Annotated in this window: 15 protein-coding genes; 11 read left to right on the forward strand and 4 right to left on the reverse strand. The window is 59.8% G+C overall.

The features are described from left to right. Positions 1-3: 3 nt before the first annotated feature. The 3 genes from Q2B33_RS05765 to Q2B33_RS05775 form a co-directional block, all read right to left on the reverse strand. The gene (locus tag Q2B33_RS05765) at positions 4-1029 is read right to left on the reverse strand and encodes a HAMP domain-containing sensor histidine kinase (protein WP_300815052.1); all 1026 of its coding nucleotides are present in this window, start codon (positions 1027-1029) and stop codon (positions 4-6) included. A gap of 91 nt (positions 1030-1120) precedes the next feature. Then, a complete protein-coding gene (locus tag Q2B33_RS05770; RefSeq protein WP_300791344.1) occupies positions 1121-1789 on the reverse strand; it encodes a response regulator transcription factor in 669 nt (222 codons plus the stop codon). A gap of 77 nt (positions 1790-1866) precedes the next feature. Beyond that, positions 1867-2427, reverse strand: coding sequence for a YdeI family protein (locus tag Q2B33_RS05775; RefSeq protein WP_300573350.1), 561 nt, complete (start codon positions 2425-2427; stop codon positions 1867-1869). Between the two features lie 311 nt (positions 2428-2738). On the opposite strand from Q2B33_RS05775, the gene Q2B33_RS05780 reads away from it, so the two are divergent. The 6 genes from Q2B33_RS05780 to Q2B33_RS05805 all read left to right on the forward strand — a co-directional run bounded on the left by Q2B33_RS05780 (position 2739) and on the right by Q2B33_RS05805 (position 12219). Beyond that, complete coding sequence (locus Q2B33_RS05780; RefSeq protein ID WP_296471433.1) at positions 2739-3668, forward strand: sugar ABC transporter permease; 930 nt, start codon at positions 2739-2741, stop codon at positions 3666-3668. Positions 3669-3701: 33 nt separating this feature from the next. Further along, positions 3702-4616, forward strand: coding sequence for a carbohydrate ABC transporter permease (locus Q2B33_RS05785; protein WP_300573355.1), 915 nt, complete (start codon positions 3702-3704; stop codon positions 4614-4616). A gap of 309 nt (positions 4617-4925) precedes the next feature. After that, positions 4926-6740 (forward strand): extracellular solute-binding protein, encoded by a 1815-nt coding sequence (locus Q2B33_RS05790; RefSeq protein ID WP_300573358.1) that lies wholly within the window; start codon positions 4926-4928, stop codon positions 6738-6740. A 165-nt stretch (positions 6741-6905) separates the two neighbouring features. After that, positions 6906-8999 (forward strand): helix-turn-helix transcriptional regulator, encoded by a 2094-nt coding sequence (locus Q2B33_RS05795; protein ID WP_300913893.1) that lies wholly within the window; start codon positions 6906-6908, stop codon positions 8997-8999. A gap of 22 nt (positions 9000-9021) precedes the next feature. Beyond that, the gene (locus Q2B33_RS05800) at positions 9022-10899 is read left to right on the forward strand and encodes a hypothetical protein (protein WP_300573367.1); all 1878 of its coding nucleotides are present in this window, start codon (positions 9022-9024) and stop codon (positions 10897-10899) included. Between the two features lie 48 nt (positions 10900-10947). After that, complete coding sequence (locus tag Q2B33_RS05805) at positions 10948-12219, forward strand: MFS transporter (RefSeq protein WP_300573370.1); 1272 nt, start codon at positions 10948-10950, stop codon at positions 12217-12219. Positions 12220-12237: 18 nt separating this feature from the next. Here Q2B33_RS05805 and Q2B33_RS05810 read toward each other — a convergent pair whose 3' ends face one another. Continuing rightward, complete coding sequence (locus tag Q2B33_RS05810) at positions 12238-13602, reverse strand: DUF6056 family protein (protein WP_300573373.1); 1365 nt, start codon at positions 13600-13602, stop codon at positions 12238-12240. 227 nt (positions 13603-13829) lie between these two features. On the opposite strand from Q2B33_RS05810, the gene bsh reads away from it, so the two are divergent. From bsh to Q2B33_RS05835, 5 genes are all read left to right on the forward strand, one after another. Next, entirely contained in the window at positions 13830-14804 is a 975-nt protein-coding gene (gene bsh, locus Q2B33_RS05815; protein WP_300573376.1) for a choloylglycine hydrolase, read from the forward strand. Between the two features lie 289 nt (positions 14805-15093). Continuing rightward, positions 15094-15903: a metallophosphoesterase family protein gene (locus Q2B33_RS05820; RefSeq protein ID WP_300573379.1), complete on the forward strand. Its 810-nt coding sequence runs from the start codon at positions 15094-15096 to the stop codon at positions 15901-15903. 145 nt (positions 15904-16048) lie between these two features. Further along, complete coding sequence (locus Q2B33_RS05825; protein ID WP_300573382.1) at positions 16049-17653, forward strand: NAD(P)/FAD-dependent oxidoreductase; 1605 nt, start codon at positions 16049-16051, stop codon at positions 17651-17653. Between the two features lie 133 nt (positions 17654-17786). Then, positions 17787-19070: an NAD(P)/FAD-dependent oxidoreductase gene (locus Q2B33_RS05830; RefSeq protein WP_300573385.1), complete on the forward strand. Its 1284-nt coding sequence runs from the start codon at positions 17787-17789 to the stop codon at positions 19068-19070. Between the two features lie 115 nt (positions 19071-19185). Then, positions 19186-19536 (forward strand): DUF1667 domain-containing protein, encoded by a 351-nt coding sequence (locus Q2B33_RS05835; protein ID WP_296458216.1) that lies wholly within the window; start codon positions 19186-19188, stop codon positions 19534-19536. Positions 19537-19539 lie beyond the last annotated feature (3 nt).

Below are 19539 nucleotides of genomic sequence, written 5' to 3' on the forward strand. Positions count from 1 at the left end.
ATATCATTGCCCTTCTTTGCAGGGCGTATCAGAGAAATAAAGGCGGACGGATGTGGACCGGTTCCAGTCCGATTCCGCCGCAATCCCGATGCCCAGCCGCTGGCAGAGCCCGGCGCAGAGGTACAGCCCCATGCCCGTGGCCCCGGCGGAGCCTGCGCCCCGGCCGTTGCTACCCACGAAGCCCTTGTCGAAGATGCGGGGAAGCTCGCTTGGCCGGATGCCCAGCCCGTTGTCCGTGACGGTCAGCTCCACGCAGCCCTCCGCCTCCCGGGAGGCGATGTCCAGGACGGGAGCCCTGTCGCCGCGGTATTTCAGGCTGTTGGAGATCAGTTGGGTCAGCAGGAAGGCCAGCCATCTGGAGTCGGAGCGCACGGTGTGGGAAAGGCGCTCCGTATGGATGCTGGCGCCGCTTTCCATGAGAAGCTGCCTGTTCCGGGCCAGCACGTCCATGACGCAGTCCCGCAGGGAAATCTCCCGGATGAGGCAGTCCTTCTCCGCCGCGCCCAGGCGGGCGTAGAACAGCACCTTTTCCACATCCTGCCCGATGCGCTGGGTCTGGGCCAGGATCTTCCGGGTGACCTCCGTCTTGTTGTTCTCGCACAGTAGCTGGATGCCCGTCACAGGCAGCTTGATCTCATGCACCCACTGCTCCAGGAATTCCTGGTATTCCCGGGTCTGGCGCCTGGAGGCAGCCACCTCGTCCGTCATGGATTTCAGGGCTGTCCGCAGCAGCCGGAAGTAAGCCTCTTCCAGCGCGGAATCCGGCGCGTCGGCGATTTCTGCCAGCAGGTATTTGGAATCCAGCCCGTCCAGGACATCCCCCAGATAGGAGAGGCGGTTCCGCTTCCTGCGCCAGCAGCAGATCAGGGTGAGGAAGAGGATGAGGCAGAAGCAGGTCCAAAGCAGCGCAAGCCGCGCCGTGCCCATGCCGAAAGCGGCCAGGATGAGCGTGAAGAACAGGGCCGCGGAAAAACATACCAGAAGGACTCCTTTGATGTCGTCAATATAATCGGAAAATCGTATATTCATATCCCCTGCCTCTCATCCCCGCAGAACCCCTGAAGCCATATCTGCCCGGAAAGATGCCTGTATCTGGCATTCCCGGATTCCTTATGGACGTTTAGATTTGATACCCCATCCCCCTCCTGGTCTGGATGAAATCCTCCTCCCCCAGCGCCCGCAGCTTCTCCCGCAGGCGCATGACGTTCACGCTCAGGGTGTTGTCGTCGGTGTGGATCTCATTGTCCCACAGGTATTCTATGATGTCCGCTCTGGGCACAATCTCCCCCGGATGCCGGAAGAGCAGATACATGATCTTCAGCTCCGTTCTGGTCAGGTCGATGTCCCTGCCGCCTTTGGAAAGCGTACCCGCCAGGGTGTCCAGCCGGATGCCTCTGTGCTCCATGGGACAGGGCTGTGCCCCGGCGGGGGTGCGGCGGCGCAGCAGCAGGCCGATCCTGGCCAGCAGCACGGGGATGTTGTAGGGCTTGGAGACATAGTCGTCCCCGCCCAAAGTCAGGGCCTGGAGCTCATCCATGGCAGTGTCCCGGCCTGTGAGGAACAGGATGGGCACGGTGGAAAAGCTGCGGATGGCAGTGCAGAGCTGATAGCCGTCCTGCCCCGGCAGGCTGATGTCCAGCAGGATCAGGTCCGGGGAAATCTCCCGCACCTGCCGGGCGACGTCCCGGAAATCGGTGACGCTGGCTGCCGTATAGCCCTGATTGGAGAGGAGGGTCTCCAGCTCCTCCCGTATCAGGGAATCGTCTTCTATGATAAGGATTCTGTCCATGGGAATCTCCCTGTTTCAGGATTTGATACCATTGCCTGATTGGCGCAGACTGTGGCGCATGCATCTGCTATCGGCGGCTACATTGGCTTCAGGTTCCGGTTGAGCCTGTCCACCATCCAGGCGATCCGTTTTTCCCGCCCGGCATCTGTCTTCGCGTCGAGATACGCCCGGGTGTAGGTCTTCTTTACCGACAGGGACATGGCCTGGAAATTCGTGTAGGCGGGCTCGTAGCCCTCCAGCACCGCGGAAAGCTGCGCGATTTCCTCCTCCGTGATTGCCGCGGGCCTGGGCGCGTCCCACTGGCCGCTTCGCTTGGCCTCTGCGATCTTCTCCCTGCCGAAATCCGTCATGAGGCCCTGCTCCTCCAGCTTTGCCGCCAGGGCCTTGTTCTTCTCCGACCACTTGCTCTTCTCCCTGCGCGGGGAGAAATATTTCCGATAGGCAGTGTCGTCTATGCTCTGCATCCGGCCGTCGATCCACCCGAAGCAGAGGGCCTCCTCCAGGGCTTCCCCGGCCCCAAGCGTCTTCGGCCCGCCTGCTTTGCCGAATAGGAGCCAGACCCCGGCGCCCGATCTGCAGTTGTCGGAGAGCCACTGCCTGAATTCCGCTCTGTCGGAGAATTGCATGATATCGCTCATGATTGTGCTTCCTTTCGTTTTCCCTGTCCGCCACAGGCTTTTTTGTAAAATCATTATAGCACAAAACAGGTGGGAAGGAATCCCCTTTTTGTGGATGCGGTCATCGGATGCCGCCATACAATTTTGGCCCTCCCTCCGCTGCCAGGGGTGCAGAAGTTGCAGTGGGACAGGGGAAAATGGCGGAAAAATGGCGAAATAGGCCGATTTTTTGTACAGAATGCGGTGGAGCGGCCAAATATTGGGCCTTGAGATAGTCAAATTTGTTTGCTAATATGGATCCATCAAAAAACAGAGATTGGAGGAGGCATGGGATGGTGAAAGGGAAGAGAAAGGGAAAGGCGGGTGCCCTCAGGCGGATTGGCAGATGCTGGCAGCTCTATGTGCTCATGCTGCCGGCGCTGGTGTACATAGTGCTGTTCGCGTACAAGCCTATGTACGGCATCCTGATCGCATTCAAGGACTTCAGCATGAAAAAGGGGATACTGGCCAGCCCCTGGGTGGGCTTCAAGAATTTCGAGAGGCTGTTCAGCTCCTATTGGTTTCCTATCATCTTAAAGAATACGCTGACGATCAGCCTGCTGAGCCTGGTGATAGGATTCCCCATTCCGATTATACTGGCTCTGCTCCTGAATGAAGTCAGGAGCAATAAATTCAGGAGCATGGTGCAGACATTCTCCTATGCGCCCCATTTCATCTCCATGGTGGTCATGTGCGGCATGGTGGCCATGTTCTTAAGCCCCACCACCGGTGTGGTCAACAAGCTGCTGAACGCCCTGGGGATGGAGTCCGTGTTCTTCATGCAGGAGGCAGGGCTGTTCAAATGGGTGTACGTGCTCAGCGGGGTCTGGCAGGGCACGGGCTGGAGCTCCGTCATCTATTTTGCGGCGCTGTCCGGCGTGGACAAGTCCCTCCTGGAGGCGGCGGACATGGACGGGGCCACGCGTCTGCAGAAGATATGGCATGTGAACCTGCCGGTGATTCTGCCCACGATTCTGGTGATGCTCATCCTGCAGTGCGGCTCCCTGCTCAGCGTGGGGTATGAGAAGGCGTACCTGCTCCAGACCAGCAGCAATCTCACCGGTTCGGAGATCATATCCACCTATGTGTACAAGGTGGGGCTGGTGCAGTCGGATTTCTCCTTCTCCACCGCGGCGGGGCTGTTCAATACGGTGGTCAACTGCATCATCCTGATATCCGCCAACCAATTGTCGAAAAAAGTCGCGAAGACGGGACTGTTTTAAAAGGAGCAAATCCGGGGAAGGGGTGGAAATGATATGAAAGCATTGAGACGGTACATGAGCGGGAGCAATTTCTTCCAGATTTGCGTGACGGTGATTCTGTTCCTGTTCTTCTGTGTGGAGCTGTATCCGATTCTGTACGTGATTAGTTCTTCCTTCAGCGATCCGGACGCGGTCATGGCAGGAGAGCTGGTGCTGTGGCCCATAGGGTTCACACTGGAGGGCTATGAATTCGTGTTCCAGTACAAGGAGATCTGGATGGGGTATGCCAATACGGTGCTGTATACCGTGGCGGGCACTCTGCTGAACCTGGCGGTGACGCTGCCCTGCGCCTACGCGCTGTCCAGGGAGGACCTGGTGGGGCGTGGCGGCCTGATGGTGGTGTTCATGGTCACCATGTATGTGGGCGGGGGGCTGATTCCGGGATACCTGAACATGAAATCTTTCGGGCTGGTGAACACCAGGCTGATTATGATCATCGACGGCGCGCTTTCCGTCTACAATATGATTGTGGCCCGGACATTCTTCGCCAATACGATTCCCGGGGAGCTGACGGACGCGGCCAGGATAGACGGCTGCAGCGACTTTGGCATCTTCTCCAGGATCGTCATGCCCCTGTCCAAGGCCATCGTGGCGGTGATGGGGCTGTACTACGGGGTGGGGCACTGGAATTCCTATTTTAACGCCATGATCTATCTGGATGACAGGAAGAAATATCCATTGCAGATGTTCCTGCGGGAGATTCTGCTGGACAGCAAGGTGATGAACCAGGTCAATGACAATGTGGAAATGACCCAGGAGCAGATTAGGATTCTGCAGGAGGCGGCAAAGTCTGCGAACCTGGTGAAATATTGCGTGATCATCGTGGCCACGCTGCCCATGATGCTGATTTATCCGAAATTACAGAAGTTTTTTGAGAAGGGCGTGATGATCGGTTCCATAAAAGGGTAGGAAGGAGGAAGAGGGCAGCAGGTTTGGAGCCCGGGCGACCGGAGGGGGATTCGGGAAGGGGGACAGGCTCAAAAGGAGGCAAAGAGAGGAGAAGAAAGTTAAATAGAGGCGAAGAGAGGTAAAGAGGGGAAAAGAAAGGAAAAGAAAGGAAAAGAGAAGCAAATAGAGGTAAAGAGAGGCGAAGAAAGGTAAAGAGAGCCAAAAAGAGATAATAGTAGCCAAAAGAAGCAAAAAGTGGGAGAAAAGAAGAGAAACACAAGGGAAATCAAAGGAAAAGCGATTCAGAAGGATGAGAATGGAGGAGCTACGATGAAGAGAAGAAAGAGTATGTTGAGCGTGCTTCTGACTGCCGCCATGATGTGCACCCTGTTTACGGGCTGCGGACAGGACGGGGGAAGCGGCGGGAGCCAGGCGGCGGACCAGAAGGGCAGCCAGGCCAGCGAGGGCAAGGAAAGCCCGGCTGCGGAATCCGAGGGGGAACAGGATAGCGCCGCGGAGGATGGCCAGGACGCGGCCCAGGCCGGAGAAGACAGCGGTGCGGAGGGCGAGGCAGCGGGGAGCGGAGCCGGGGAGGGATCCGAGGAATTCGGCAGGATATCCGAGGATACCATCACCCTGAGCCTTGCGGCGCGCTATGTGGCCGGACAGTACACCACGGACTTCGCCTCCACGGATCAGTTCAAGGAATACGAAAAACGGCTGGGCATCCGCTTCGATGTGAGCGCCTATGACCTGGAGCAGTGGCCCTCCAAGCTGACGCTGATGATGGCCTCCGATGAGATGCCGGATTTGATTGCATACGCCGACATGAGTTCCATAGATGTGGAGAAATATGGAAAGGACGGATACCTTTTGGATTTCAGCCAATATCTTGACATCATGCCCAACTTGAAGAAACGGATGGAGGAATACCCGGAATATGAGGCCACGATTACCAGCGAGAACGGGAGCATCTACGCGTTCTCCACATTGACGGCCAGCTCGGAATACAGCATGGTCCGCCCTATTTACCTGTCTAAAAAATGGCTGGACAACCTGAACCTGGAGGAGCCCAAGACGCTGGAGGAGTTCTACAATGTGCTGAAGGCGTTTAAGGAACAGGATGCCAACGGCAATGGCGACCCTACAGATGAAATCCCCATGGGGCGAGCGGACACTGTCTTCTGGCCGGATATGCCGATTCTATGGTCATTTGGCATTTTTGGGCAAAGCGAAGCATATTATCTGATGCCGCAGGACGACAATGCTATAGTGCTTGGGGACACCACGGAGAATTATAAAGCGTATCTCCACTTCATGCGCAAGCTGTACGAGGAGGGGCTGATGAACGTGGATGCCTTCGTCACCACATACAGCGAGGTGGACGCGAAGCATCAGGATGACAAGGTGGGATATTGGCAGACATGGTCTTCCCTGCCGGGAGATGTGAAAGACTGGATTGTTGTGAACGGATTCACTACCGAGTACAATCCCGTGCAGACGAATGTCATCTACAACCGTGCGTACAATAAATACCACATAGCTGCCAGCGCGGATACGGAGCATCCGGAGGAGGTTGCCAGATTTGTGGACTATCTGTTTACCTATGAGGGGGCCATCTCGGCCATAAGCGGATACGAGGGCGTGTCGTTTGACCTGGTGGAGGAGGACGGGGTGCTGAAAATAGACTATGAGCCATATGCTGAGGCCGCGGGCTTTGACGATGTCAATGATTTTTATGCCCAGAGGGTCATTGCGGCCAATGTCTTCCCCATCTATCAGGTGGACAGGAAGGGCGGCCTGGCAGAGGTCATGAAAGAGATGACATGGGAAGAGCTGCATTCTGACGCGATTTACGAGATGGGCGGAACAAGCCTGTTGAGGGAGCTTGCCATAAGGGAAGAGGGAGTGGAGGTCATATATGTCTATCCTAGCGTGAAGTACACCGCGGAAGAGCTGGGAGAGCGCAGCACCCTCTACACGGACGTGTACAACTACCTGGTGACGGCCAAGGTCCAGTTCATAACCGGCGAGACGGACATAGACGCGGGCTGGGACGCCTACCTGGCGGAGCTGGACAAGATAGGCCTGGAGAGGCTGCTTGAGATCGAACAGGCGGCATACGACAGATATCTGGGAAATTAAGCGGCAGGCCCAGGGCGGATTCCCATGAGGGCCGCCCTGGCTTTACGGAAAGGCAATCCCCGTGATATACTGGAGCAATTGGAGGAGAGGCGGATGCTGCTGCGGAGTAGATTTTCTAAAAAGCTTTTTTGGACGAACTTCTGTCTGATTGTTCCCGTTTTATCGGTGAGCATCATCATGTTCACCCTTATCGTCATGGAGATGAGGCGGATGGGGCAGGAGGACCTCCGGAGCCAGGCGGACAATGCCGTGACCAGGCTGGAGACCTATTATTCCATGTACAATGAGGAGAGCATACTGCTGTCCGAGCGCTGGGAGCTGCTGCCCTACCGGATAGACGCCACGCCCCAGCAGACCAGGCAGGGAATCGAGCTGCTGCGCATGAAGCGGTATTTCGACAGCCGGATCAAGGACGTGTTCCTGTGCAAGGGCACGGAGTACGCATTTTCCTCCATGGGGCTGTCCAGCAAGAGGGTCCACTTCGCCTCCAATCTGAACTGCGGGGAGGAGAGCGTCCTCCAGGGCCTGGCGGCCATCGAGTGCCCGGAGGATTCGCTGACCCTTCTGTTCCAGCAGGACGCCGTGGTGAGGAAGGGCTACCTGATGTACAGCTATGTGACGCGCCAACTGGAAGACGGGCATGTCTCCATCCACTTCGTGCTGCCCTTCGAGCAGGTGGGGGAGCTGCTGCAGCCCCTGGACGGGGAGCAGTGGTATCAGCTGGAGGACAGGAACGGCAGCATCGTGGCCATGGGCTGCGACGATTCCGGGAAAATGACAGTACTGTCAGAAGAGGAGTGGGAGGGCAGGCTCCAAAGCGGGCGGTACAGCGTCATAGAGAAGACCATGGAGGGATTCGGCTTCGCCGTAAGGCTCTACCACAGGAAGTCCTCCGGGGACATGCGCAGCGGCCTGTACCGGATGCAGGCCGTCAATATGGCGCTGATCATCGCCGGGATCTCGCTGTCGGCGGCCATCTCCCGGCGGCTGAACAGGCGCCGCATGGAAGAGATCAGATACCTGGAGGACATCGCAGGCGGGAATCCGGGCAGAGCTTTCCCCACGAACAGCATCTACAGCTCCCTGGAGCACATCATCAGAAGCGGGCTGGAGGACGCCAGGCTGCTGGAAAAGCGGGTGCTGGAGGGGGACGCGCAGTTGCTGGAGAAGACCGCGCATATGATCTTCCACGGCATGGTGGGCTGCTCGGAGCTGGACACGGTATTCCGGAAGCTGGGCCTGAAAGGGGTTCCGGACAGCTTCTTCGTCTGCGCGGTGAGCGCCGGGTCGCCCATAGGGCCGGGGGTTCCGTCCATGCTGCAGGACTGCCTGCAGGCTTATGTGGCCCGGGAGGGTCTTCAGGCCAAGGTGTTCCTGTGCGAGATCCAGGCCCGGGACGAGAACCGGATCCGCAGACAGGGGATGGCCGGGGAGATCAGGAAATGTCTGCACCAGCAGGGCCTTAGCGGGGTGCACATCGGCATGAGCCGGGTCTATGAGGAGCCCATGATGATAGACTGCGCCTACGGGGAGGCGGTGAGGACCCTGGAGCATGTGCTGGCCGGGGCGGGCAGGGACTTTTGCGGCTGCTGGGAGGATATGATGCAGGAGGCGGGATGCTTCCTGCCGGACGCCTCCGCTTTGGAGAAATTCTCGGGGGCGCTGGCGGAGCGGGACTTCCAGGAGGCCATAGGGCTGTTCTGGCACATGATGGAGGGCAGCGCGGCGCAGGAGTGCTCCCGGGAGAACGGCCTGTATGCCAGATACGCCGTTTTGAGCCGCCTGGTGGAATATCTGGACAGGGGCGGCCCGGAGGAAAAAGTCTGCTTAAAGGAGTGCCTGAACATGGATGCGGGGGATGAGAAGACATACACCCGGACGGTGATGAAGGTTCTGAAGGCCCAGCTGGTGAAGAAGGACGGGGACAAGTTCACCAGGATGATCCGCTACATCGGGGAGAACTACAGCCGCAGCGACCTCACCTTCGAGGAGGTGGCTGCCGCGGGCGGAATCGGCAAGACCTATGTCAGCAAGGTGTTCCGCAGCCGCCTGGGGCTGTCCTATATCGAATACCTGACCATGATCAGGATGGAGCGGGCAGCAGGGCTTCTGAGGACAACCCAGGACAGCGTCAAGGACATAGCGAAGGCAGTGGGGTATGAGAGCGTGTCCAGCTTCCGCAGATGCTTCAAGGACAAATTCGGCATGAATGCCGCCGATTACCGGAAGAGGGAACAGGAGAGGGACGAAGAGGCCTGAACGGGCCGAAAAGGAGGAGCATATGTACAGACTATCAGTGCCGGTGAGGAACGGAATGGTGCAGAAGGTGGGAAAGGAGACTATCCTGAACCTGTTGAGGAGAATGGGGGCGGAAAGGGTATTCCTGAGCATCGACACCTATGTCACGGACAGGGCGGAGAGGGCCCGGGAGCTGGGGATGCTGGAGGAGAACAGCAGGTTCTTCCATGAGAACGGGCTGGAGACAGGGGTGTGGCTGTGGACCTTCACGGTGGAGGGGGAGCACGACTTCACGCTGATGGAGTCCCTGGAGGGAGGGCCTCTGCCCCAGAAGGGGTGCTGTCCCCTGGACGAGAGGTTCCGGCAGTTTGCCGGGGAATATCTGGAGGATCTGGCCGGTACGGGGGTGGACATCATCCTCTTTGATGACGACTACAGATATGGCTTCAGAACTGGCATGGGCTGCGCCTGCGAGAGGCATCTGCGGAAGATGGGGGAGATCCTGGGGGAGGAGCTGACCGCGGACAGGCTGCGGGAGAAGGCCTTCTCCGGGGGAAGGAATCCCTACCGGGACGCCTACCTTGCGGTGAACGGCCAGAGCCTGGAGCTGTTCGCCAGGGAGATGCGGGCTCATGTGGATTGGGTGAATCCGAAGGTCAGGCTGGGGGTCTGCGCCTGCATGTCCCTCTGGGACAATGACGGCATCGACGCGGCATCCGTCAGCAGGCTCCTGGCGGGGGACACCCAGCCCTTCCTGCGCCTGATCGGCGCGCCCTACTGGGCCCCGGAGCGGTACTGGGGGAACCGCCTCCAGCATGTGATCGAGCTGAGCAGGATGGAGCGCAGCTGGTGCGGCGAGGGGATCGAGATCATCGGTGAGGGGGACAGCTGCCCCAGGCTGCGGCACAAGACCCCGGCCAGCTACCTGGAGCTCTTCGACATGGCGCTGCGGGCGGACGGCACCGTGGACGGGATATTGAAATACGTGATGACCTATTATCTGCACCCAGATTACGAGAAGGGCTATGTGGAGAGGCACTGCAGGAATAAGGGGCTGTACGCCGCCATAGAGGAGGCTTTCGCGGGGAAGGAGGCCCGGGGCGTCAGGGTGTACGAGTCCATGAAGAAATTCGCGGACATGGTGATCCCCGAGGAAAAGGCGGGGAGCTGCGATGTGGAGAACGCCTTCTTTCCCATCGCCGCCAGGATGCTGGCCGACAATTCCCTGCCCACGGTATATGAGGGCGAGGGTGTCTGCGGCATCGCCTTCGGGGAGAATATCAAAATGGTCTCCGACAGCGCGCTGCGCCGGGGCGTCATCATAGACGCGGAGGCGGCCAGGCTGCTGGGGGAGCGGGGGATTGATACGGGGATATGTAAATTTGTCAAGAAAATAACGATAAACGGAGAATATTTTGACGGAGAGGAAGAATATGTGTACGGCGCGTATAAGGCCCATGTGATGGAGCTGGACGAGCGGGCGGAGGTGGACAGTTCCATTGCCTATATGGAGGACGGGCAGGAGAAGAAGGCCCCCGGGGCGTTCTTCTACGAGAACGGGGAGGGGCACCGCTTCTGGGTATTCGCCTTCGACGCCTATTTCAACAATGAGAACATGTACCGGTCCTACAGCCGCGCCAGGCAGTTGGTGAAGGCCGTGGGGCGGCTCGCAGGCAGGGCGCTGCCCGCGTGCTCTCTGGGGAATCCGGACCTCTATCTTCTGTGCAAGCAGGATGAGAGGGAGCTGGCGGTGGGGCTGTGGAACATCTGCCCGGACGGCATCTATGAGCCGGTGGTGGAGCTGGAGCATGCCTGCCGGGGCATCCGGTTCCTGAACTGCCGGGGACGGCTGGAGGGGAACCGGGTATATCTGTCGGAGATGGAGCCCTTCTCTTTCGCGGGCTTCGTGGCGGAGACCTGAAATCGGAAATTCTATCCCCGCAGGAAGCGGTCATGAGGCGGTCTGGTTATGGATAAGCACAGAAGGACACGGATTCTCTACATATTGCAGGCGGACTTTGAATATTTCATCTCGCTGTTGGTGTCGGGCTCCTTCCTGGCGGCGGTGACGGCCCAGCTTGGAATCTCTGACAGCCTGACGGGAGTCATCTCGGCCATCATCTCCCTGGGACAGGCATTCCAATTATTGTCTATTTTTATGCGGAAAAACATTAAGAGGAGGGTGGTCCTGTTCAGCGTGATGAACCAGCTGGTCTTCATGTGCCTGTACGTGATACCGCTGACAGGGCTGCCCACGGGGTGGAAGACCGCCCTGTTCATAGGGGCCGTCACACTGGCCTACTTCCTGTACAACATCGTGCATCCGAAGAAGATCGACTGGTTCATGTCCATGGTGGAGGACGGCAGCAGGGGCAGGTATACCTCCGTGAAGGAGATGGTGTCTCTGCTGACGGGAATGGTCTTCTCCTATGTGATGGGCTCCATGTCGGATTACTACAGAGGCATAGGGCAGATTCGGAAATCCTTTGCCATCTGCGCCGCGGTGATCTTCGGGCTGACGGTGCTCCATGCCCTGACCATGGCTCTGGCCGCGGAGAAGGAGGAGGGGGAAGAGCAGGAAGAGCGGGGAGGGGCCTCCTCCGGAACCGGCCGGGGTGGTCGGTTCGCCATCTTCAGGGACAGGAACGTCCTGCGGGTGACGGCGGTGCTGGTCATCTGGCACGCGGCCAACTATGTGGCGGTGCCCTTCTACGGAAGCTACCAGATCAAGGAGCTGGGATTCGGGCTGAAATATGTGTCCGTGCTGGGGATCCTGTACAGCACTGTCCGGATCCTGTTCTCCTTTGTGTGGGGGGCCTATGCGGACAAACGCTCCTTCGCGCGGATGATGCGGGCCTGCATGGCCGTGGCGGCGGTGGGGTGCCTCATCAATGTGTTCACGGTGCCGGAGAACGGGAAGCTGTTCTTTACCACGTATTACATCTGCTATGCCGTCGCCATGGCGGGGATCGGAAACGCGGCCATGAACGTGGTGTTCGACTATGTGGACGCGCCAAAAAGGGCGGATGCCCTGGCAGTGACGCAGGTGGTGGCCGGGATATGCGGGTTCGCCACCACGCTGCTGGCAAGCCCGCTGGTGACGCATATTCAGGAAAACGGCAATAAATTCATGGGAATACATCTATACGCCCAGCAGGTCCTGTCGCTCCTGTCCTGCGGGCTGTACCTGCTGGCGATAGGGTTTCTTTCCGCAATGTTCTGCAGGCGCTCCGGCGGCTGAATCGCCGGACAGCCGCGGTCACGCGCCCGCCACCAGCCATATGTTCTTTGCGGTGGAGGCCAGGGAGAAGGCGCCCGCCGCCAACAGGGCCAGGCGCTCCCGCCTGCCGCAGGTATCCGCGAAGACCTGGTTGACGATATGGCATATAAGCACTATCGTCGCGTAGATGAAAATGGAGAACACCCTGTTCCCCGAGGCGTAGATCGTGGGGGAAAAGCCCAGCACGGCCGCCGACCCGAAGCCCGCCGCCAGGAACATGGCCCCTGCCCAGAAGGAAGGTCTGTTCCCGAAGAGCCAGAACAGCTCCACGAAAAGCAGGAACAGCAATAGCAGAGCCGTGGCGGCCCGGGCCACGTCCACGCCCCTGGACAGCATATTGACGCCGTACTCCTCCCAGGGGAAGAGCATGTCCTTGGCCAGCAGCCCGAGCCTCTGCAGCAGGATGGTCCCCACCGCCAGGCACAGCCACAGGGCCCCGCCCAGGGCCAGGGCCTTCTGCGGCTTTTTCCCGGGGCTCAGGAACAGGGCCAGCGCCAGCAGGAAGACCAGGGCGAAGGCGAAGAAATTGATTCCGGCGGTATAAAAATAATAGTCCACGGCGTGGAAGACGCCGCGAAGCAGCTTCTCCGGGACGGTCCAGTCCGCGTATTCCGGCAGCCAGGTCTGGATCTCTGTCTCCACCCTGACCGTGTCCCCGGGGCAGGTGAGGACGAAGAGGATGCTGGCGGCGGCAATCACGATCTGGCATATCTGCATCCGGGAGACTTTCCTGCGGAGCACGGCGCAGTAGGCGCAGGAGCACAGATAGACCCCCAGCACTACCGCCCCCACCTGCTCGTGGTTGCAGGAAAGCACAGCCGAGAGGATGAACAGGGCGTTCTCCCACCAGGCGCTTTTCTTCCCGTCCAGGAGCCTGCGCAGGGGGTACAGCGCCACCAGGCCCAGGGAGATGGATATCAGGTAGATGGCCGTGGTGGTGATCCACCCGGCGCTGGCATAGTAGGAAAAAGGGAAAGCCCCCACCAACATACACAATACCGAATTTTTCCACACTGAATTACGAATGCCCAGAAGGTACCGGACGGACAGGGCGATGCCCAGGATGTTCGCCACGCAGAATACCCGCCACACCGTCATGTCCAGATTCACCAACAGCAGCACCAGCGGCTCCGTCACCATCCTGGAAGACCAGTTGAAATACAGCATCCGCAGGAAATCCAACACTTCCTTGGGGCTGCCCGCCGGTATGCTCTGATAGTAGAAATCGTCCCGGGTGGGCTCCGTGACCATGCAGAACATGGCGAAGAGGGAGGCCGCCAGCAGGATATATGGAATCAGATGTCTGTTTTTCTGAAAACTGCTTTTCTGAGGCTTCTGGATCATTGTCTTCTCCTTATCTTCCGATTATATTCCAATCTTGCCCGATGATTTTACACTCTACCACAAATGTGGGGGAAAGACAAGAGGTTCGCGGACGCGCATCACGGCGGGCAAGGCTGACCCAGGCCGCAGGGGACTGTTTTGCCGACCTGTGCCTTCGGCGGTATAATACAGCCCGGCCGCGGATACGATAATAGGGAACTGCCAGGAAAATCACGGAGGTGACGGCTATGTGCACAGCAGCGACTTATCGGACAAAGGATTTCTACTTCGGGCGCACTCTGGACTATTATTTCTCCTACGGGGAGGAGGTCGTGGTGACGCCCCGGAACTATCCCCTGGGTTTCCGCGGGGCGAAGTCTCCGGAAAACCATTACGCCATGATCGGCATGGCCCATATGGAGGAGGGGCAGCCGTTGTATTACGATGCTGTAAACGAAAAGGGCCTGGGCATGGCGGGGCTGAACTTCGTGGGCAACGCGGTCTACGGAAAGGAGACGCCGGGCAGGGAGAACGTGGCCCAGTTCGAGTTCATCCCCTGGATCCTGGGGCATTGCGCGGATGTGAGGGAGGCCAGAAAGCTGCTGGCCCGGACCAACCTCACCGACACGGCGTTCAGCGAAAGGCTTCCCGTGGCCCAGCTCCACTGGCTGATCGCGGACAGGGAAGGATCCGTGGCGGTGGAGGCCGTGAGGGAGGGCCTGAAGATATACGACAATCCCGTAGGCGTCCTGGCCAACAATCCGCCCTTCCCGGAGCAGATGTCCCGGCTGGCCAATTATATGCAGCTGTCCCCGAGGGCCCCCAGAAACCTGTTCTCGGACAGGCTCTCTCTGGAGCCCCATAGCCTGGGGATGGGGGCCTTCGGACTTCCCGGAGACCTGTCGTCCCAGTCCCGCTTTGCCCGGGCGGCCTTCGTGAAGTTGAACGCTGTCTCCGGGGATTCGGAGTCCGAGAGCGTCAGCCAGTTCTTCCACATCCTGGGGGCGGTGGAGCAGCAGCGGGGCTGCTCCGAGGCGGAGGAAGGGAAGTATGAGATTACCATCTACACCTCATGCTGCAACGCGGACAGGGGCATCTATTATTACACCACATACGGGAACCGCCAGATTTCCGCGGTGGACATGTACCGGGAAGACCTGGAGGGCAGCGCGCTGGCCAGGTATCCGCTGGCGGAGGGGGAGCATATCCTGATGCAGAACTGACGGGAGGCCCGGGAGAGAGGAAGGGAATAATGGCGGAAGAGAGGGCCGGCGATTGAGCGGAAGCTTGTCACCGGTCCTCTCTGTGCCCCGGATAAGCCGGATCCGCATGGATATCAAAACCGCATATGAATGGACATTCCCCTTTCTGGTGCCCATGAAAATCTTTCTGGCACCGACCTTTATGTTCCGATGGAAAGATGGTACAATAAAGAAAAAAGCAGAGAGCGGCGCACCCGGACTGTGCAGTGGCACGGCATCCGTCCCGCCGCGCTCATGAGGAGGCAGAACAATGGAATCCCATCCCATCGCAGTCATATCGGATACCCACGGCATCCTGCGGCCGGAGGTGGTGCAGCATATAGAGGCCTGCGAGGCCGTCTTCCACGGCGGGGACATGGACAATCCCGAAATCCTCCGCCGCCTGCAGGCCCTTCGCCCCGTCTATGCCGTGGCGGGCAACGCGGACGCGGACTGGGCCGGAGGGCTGCCCGGGGAGCTTACCGCAGAGCTGTACGGCTTCCGGTTCTATATGATACATAACAGGAGGCAGATTCGCCGGAACCTTTCCGATTACGATATTGTAATATGCGGGCACTCCCATAAATACCAGGAGGGCAGAGAAGGCGGGACCTATTACCTCAACCCCGGTAGCTGCGGCCGCCGGAGATTCAGGCTGCCCCTGACCATGATGATCCTCACCCTGTACCCCGGGACGCATGAAATCGCCGTGCAGCGGATTGACCTGCCGCTGCCGTCCGCGTCGCCTCCTGCGCCGTCCGCGTCATCCCCTGCATCGCCCGCATCGCCCCCTGCGCCGTCCGCGTCATCCCCTGCGCCGCCCGCATCGTCCCCTGCGCCGTCCTCGTCTCCCTCTGCGCAGTCTGCCGGGGAGCCGGGGCAGTCATTATCGGAGCGGGACATGCATAAGCTGGTAAAGCTTGTGATGAGGGACATGGACGCCGGAAGGCCCGTGCCGGACATCGCTGCCAGGACAGGGGCGGACCCGGCCCTGGTGGAGCAGATCTGCCGGATGTACGCCACCCACCCCGGCGTGGATGTGGACGGCATCCTGGACAGGCTGGAGCGGAGGAACCTGTAAGGCCTTTGCCCCGTCAGCCGTCCCGCGGTTTTGCAGGCCTGCATGAAAAGAGGATTCGTAAAGTTTATAAATTTATAATAGTAAAGACGCGGCATACATGGTACAATATTGACACAAAAAGGTTTTCACAAAACGGGAGAAAGGCATGGACGATATGTACGATGTAGCGATCATCGGCGCAGGCGTGGCAGGGGGACTGCTGGCCAGGACGCTGGCGGCATACGACTTGAAGATATGCATCCTGGAAAAGGAGCACGATGTGGCCATGGGCGCTACCCGGGCCAACTCCGGCATCGCCCACGCCGGATACGACGCCCTGGAGGGGACCCTGAAAGCCAAGCTGAACGTCCGGGGCTCCCGGATGATGGAGCGGCTTGCCAGGGAGTTAGGAGTGCCTTACCGCAGGAACGGCTCCATGGTCATAGGCTTCGGGGACGAGGACAGGGAGACCATCGAAAAGCTCTACGCCCGGGGCGTGGCAAACGGCGTGGAGGAGCTGCGGGTCATAGACGGGGAGGAGGCCAGGCGGCTGGAGCCGGGCCTGTCCCGGGCCGTGACCTGCGCCCTCCATGCGCCCACAGGGGCGATCGTCTGCCCCTATGAGCTGGCCATCGCCGCCGTGGGCAACGCCATGGACAACGGCGCGGAGCTGTTCCTGGATTTTCAGGTGGGGCATATCGAGAAAAACCAGGACGGATACACGATTTCCTCCGTCTGCCGGGAGGGAAGGGGCAGGGAGGGAGACGGCGGCAAAGGGGCCGTCTGCCCCGAAGAGGAAAGGGACAAAAAAGCGGGGAAGGAAGCCTTGCCGGAGACGGCTGGCAATGGGAAGGATTCAGGGGAGCCCTCCCCCCGCAGCGTCCGGGCCCGGTACGTGGTGAACGCCGCGGGGATCTACGCGGATGAAATCGCGAGGCTGGCGGGGGACGACTCCATCCGGATCCATCCCCGCCGGGGCGAGTACCTGCTGCTGGACAGAGCGTGCGGCGGCCTGGTGTCCCACACCATCTTCCGCACCCCTTCCAGACAGGGCAAGGGCATCCTGATCACCCCCACGGTGGACGGCAATCTGCTCCTGGGGCCGACCTCCGTGGACGGGGAGGACAAGGAGGACAGGGCCACCACCCGGGAGGGCCTGGAGCAGATCATGGCCAGGGCCCGGGAGAACGTGGAAGCCCTGCCACAGGGCAAGGTCATCACTTCCTTCACGGGGCTGCGGGCCGCGGGGAATACGGGGGACTTCATCATCGACTCCCCCGGGCCCGGCTTCATCAATGTGGCGGGGATCGAGTCCCCGGGGCTCACCGCCGCCCCCGCCATAGCGGAGTACGTGGCTGAGATGCTGGCGGCACAGGGGCTTGCCCTGAACCGGAAAGCGGACTATCAGCCCCTCCGGAAACCCGTGTACGCATTCCGTAACGCCTCCCCGGAGGAGAAGAACGAGATGATTCGCCGGGACAAAGCCTATGGACGCGTAGTCTGCCGCTGCGAGACCGTGACCGAGGGGGAAATCCTGGAGGCGATCCGCCGGAACCCGCCTGCCCGCGACCTGGACGGCATCAAGCGCCGCACCAGGGCCCAGATGGGCCGGTGCCAGGGAGGCTTCTGCATGCCCTACCTCATGGAAATCCTCTCCCGGGAGCTGGGGATTCCCTATGAGGAGGTCACTAAGTCCGGCAAAGGCTCTGAGATCAACATCTGCAGGACAAAAGTGTGCAAAGATTTTCCAAGCCCCCGGGAGGGCGAATAGCACACCTCTTTCGTGCGCAGGCTGAAGCGTCAAAAGCATGGCGTCTGCAAATCTAAGCGGCACAGGGCCCACGGCATGACCGGAAAAAGGACCACAGGAAACGGCACAAGAGCGGCAAAGGAGACGGAAGCAAATGACGGACTTGGTTATCATCGGAGGCGGCCCCGCCGGGATGAGCGCGGCAGTGGCCGCATATGAGAACGGCATCAGAGACATATTGATCCTGGAGCGGGACGGGCAGCTGGGCGGCATCCTGCAGCAGTGCATCCACAACGGCTTCGGCCTGCACCGCTTCGGCGAGGAGCTGACAGGCCCGGAGTACGCCTGGAGATATGAAAAACAGGTGCGGGAGCTGGGCATCCCCGTGAAACTGAACACCATGGTGCTGTCCGTCTCCCCCGACAGGCTGATCACGGCCACCAATGAGGAGGAAGGCATCTTCACCATAGAGGCCGGGGCCATCATCCTGGCCATGGGCTGCAGGGAGCGGCCCAGAGGAGCCCTGAACATCCCCGGCACCCGCCCGGCGGGCATCTACAGCGCCGGCACTGCCCAGAAGCTGGTGAACCGCAAGGGATATCTCCCCGGAAAGAGCGTGGTCATCTTAGGGTCCGGGGACATCGGCCTGATCATGGCCAGGCGCATGACCCTGGAGGGTGCCAGGGTGAAGGCAGTCTGCGAGCTGATGCCCTATTCCGGCGGCCTTGCCAGGAACATTGAGCAGTGCCTCAACGACTTTGACATTCCTCTTAAGCTCAGCCACACGGTGGTGGACATCCACGGAGACAAAAGGCTGGAGGGCGTCACCATCGCCAGAGTGGACGAAAACCGCCGTCCCATAGCGGAGACCAGGGAATATATCCCCTGCGACACGCTGCTTCTGTCCGTGGGCCTGATTCCGGAGAACGAGCTGTCCCTCCAGGCCGGGATCCGGATGGATGCCGTCACAGGCGGGGCGCTGGTGGACCAGGACAGGCAGACCTCCGTGCCGGGCATCTTCGCCTGCGGCAATGTGCTCCATGTCCACGACCTGGTGGACTTCGTGTCCGATGAAGCCGCCATCGCCGGAGAGAGCGCCGCGGAATTCATCCGGTCCATCCGGGAGGAGACAGGGGAGGGACGCGGCGCTTACGCGGAGACGGATATTCCAGTGCAGACAGACATATCCATTACAACGGACGGGAAAATACGTTATACCGTCCCGCAGAGGATAACCAGGCGCAGGGATACCACGCTGTTCTTCAGAGTGGCGGACAGATACCGGAACGTGAAGATTAAAATCATATCCGACGGAAAGACCATCCATTCCGTCCTCAGGCCCAAAGCGGCCCCCGGGGAGATGGAGAGCATCCCCCTGAAAGCGGCCCTGCTGGAGGGAGTGACCGGCCTGCGGCTGGAGCTGGAGGAGCTTGGCTGAGCCCGTGAAATTACACCGGACTGCGGCAGGCCGCGGCAGACCTGTAAGCCTGACGGCGGGACGGCCCGAACCAACCCCTGACGGAAGGAATCAGGAGACAAAAGGAGCGCATACAATGACAAAGCGAGAGATGACATGCATCATATGCCCCATGGGCTGCTCCCTCACCGTGGAGCTGGAGGGGGAGGAGGTCAAGTCCATAAGCGGCAATACCTGCAAGCGGGGAGCCGCCTATGCCCAGGCGGAGGTGACCCGCCCCCAGAGGACGGTGACCAGCACCATGCGCTGCGACAACGGGGAAGTCCTGTCCGTGAAGACCGACAGGCCCATCCCGAAATCCAAAGTCATGGACTGCATGGCCCTGATAAACGCCCACACGGCGAAGCTTCCCGTGGCCATCGGGGAGGTGCTGCTTCGGGACGTATTCGGCAGCAACATCATCGCCACGGAGAACAGGGAAAGATGACGA

The sequence above is a fragment of the uncultured Acetatifactor sp. genome (assembly GCF_948601915.1).
In the GTDB taxonomy this organism is placed as follows: Bacteria; Bacillota; Clostridia; order Lachnospirales; family Lachnospiraceae; genus Acetatifactor.

What these genes read in the sequence shown, in the direction of transcription:
- Q2B33_RS05785 (WP_300573355.1), top strand. Translation starts at nt 3,702, where the DNA reads ATGAAAGCATTGAGACGGTACATGAGCGGGAGCAATTTCTTCCAGATT.
- Q2B33_RS05775 (WP_300573350.1), bottom strand. Translation starts at nt 2,427, where the DNA reads ATGAGCGATATCATGCAATTCTCCGACAGAGCGGAATTCAGGCAGTGG.
- Q2B33_RS05800 (WP_300573367.1), top strand. Translation starts at nt 9,022, where the DNA reads ATGTACAGACTATCAGTGCCGGTGAGGAACGGAATGGTGCAGAAGGTG.
- Q2B33_RS05825 (WP_300573382.1), top strand. Translation starts at nt 16,049, where the DNA reads ATGGACGATATGTACGATGTAGCGATCATCGGCGCAGGCGTGGCAGGG.
- Q2B33_RS05790 (WP_300573358.1), top strand. Translation starts at nt 4,926, where the DNA reads ATGAAGAGAAGAAAGAGTATGTTGAGCGTGCTTCTGACTGCCGCCATG.
- Q2B33_RS05770 (WP_300791344.1), bottom strand. Translation starts at nt 1,789, where the DNA reads ATGGACAGAATCCTTATCATAGAAGACGATTCCCTGATACGGGAGGAG.
- Q2B33_RS05810 (WP_300573373.1), bottom strand. Translation starts at nt 13,602, where the DNA reads ATGATCCAGAAGCCTCAGAAAAGCAGTTTTCAGAAAAACAGACATCTG.
- Q2B33_RS05830 (WP_300573385.1), top strand. Translation starts at nt 17,787, where the DNA reads ATGACGGACTTGGTTATCATCGGAGGCGGCCCCGCCGGGATGAGCGCG.
- Q2B33_RS05835 (WP_296458216.1), top strand. Translation starts at nt 19,186, where the DNA reads ATGACAAAGCGAGAGATGACATGCATCATATGCCCCATGGGCTGCTCC.
- Q2B33_RS05820 (WP_300573379.1), top strand. Translation starts at nt 15,094, where the DNA reads ATGGAATCCCATCCCATCGCAGTCATATCGGATACCCACGGCATCCTG.
- bsh (WP_300573376.1), top strand. Translation starts at nt 13,830, where the DNA reads ATGTGCACAGCAGCGACTTATCGGACAAAGGATTTCTACTTCGGGCGC.
- Q2B33_RS05780 (WP_296471433.1), top strand. Translation starts at nt 2,739, where the DNA reads ATGGTGAAAGGGAAGAGAAAGGGAAAGGCGGGTGCCCTCAGGCGGATT.
- Q2B33_RS05805 (WP_300573370.1), top strand. Translation starts at nt 10,948, where the DNA reads ATGGATAAGCACAGAAGGACACGGATTCTCTACATATTGCAGGCGGAC.
- Q2B33_RS05765 (WP_300815052.1), bottom strand. Translation starts at nt 1,029, where the DNA reads ATGAATATACGATTTTCCGATTATATTGACGACATCAAAGGAGTCCTT.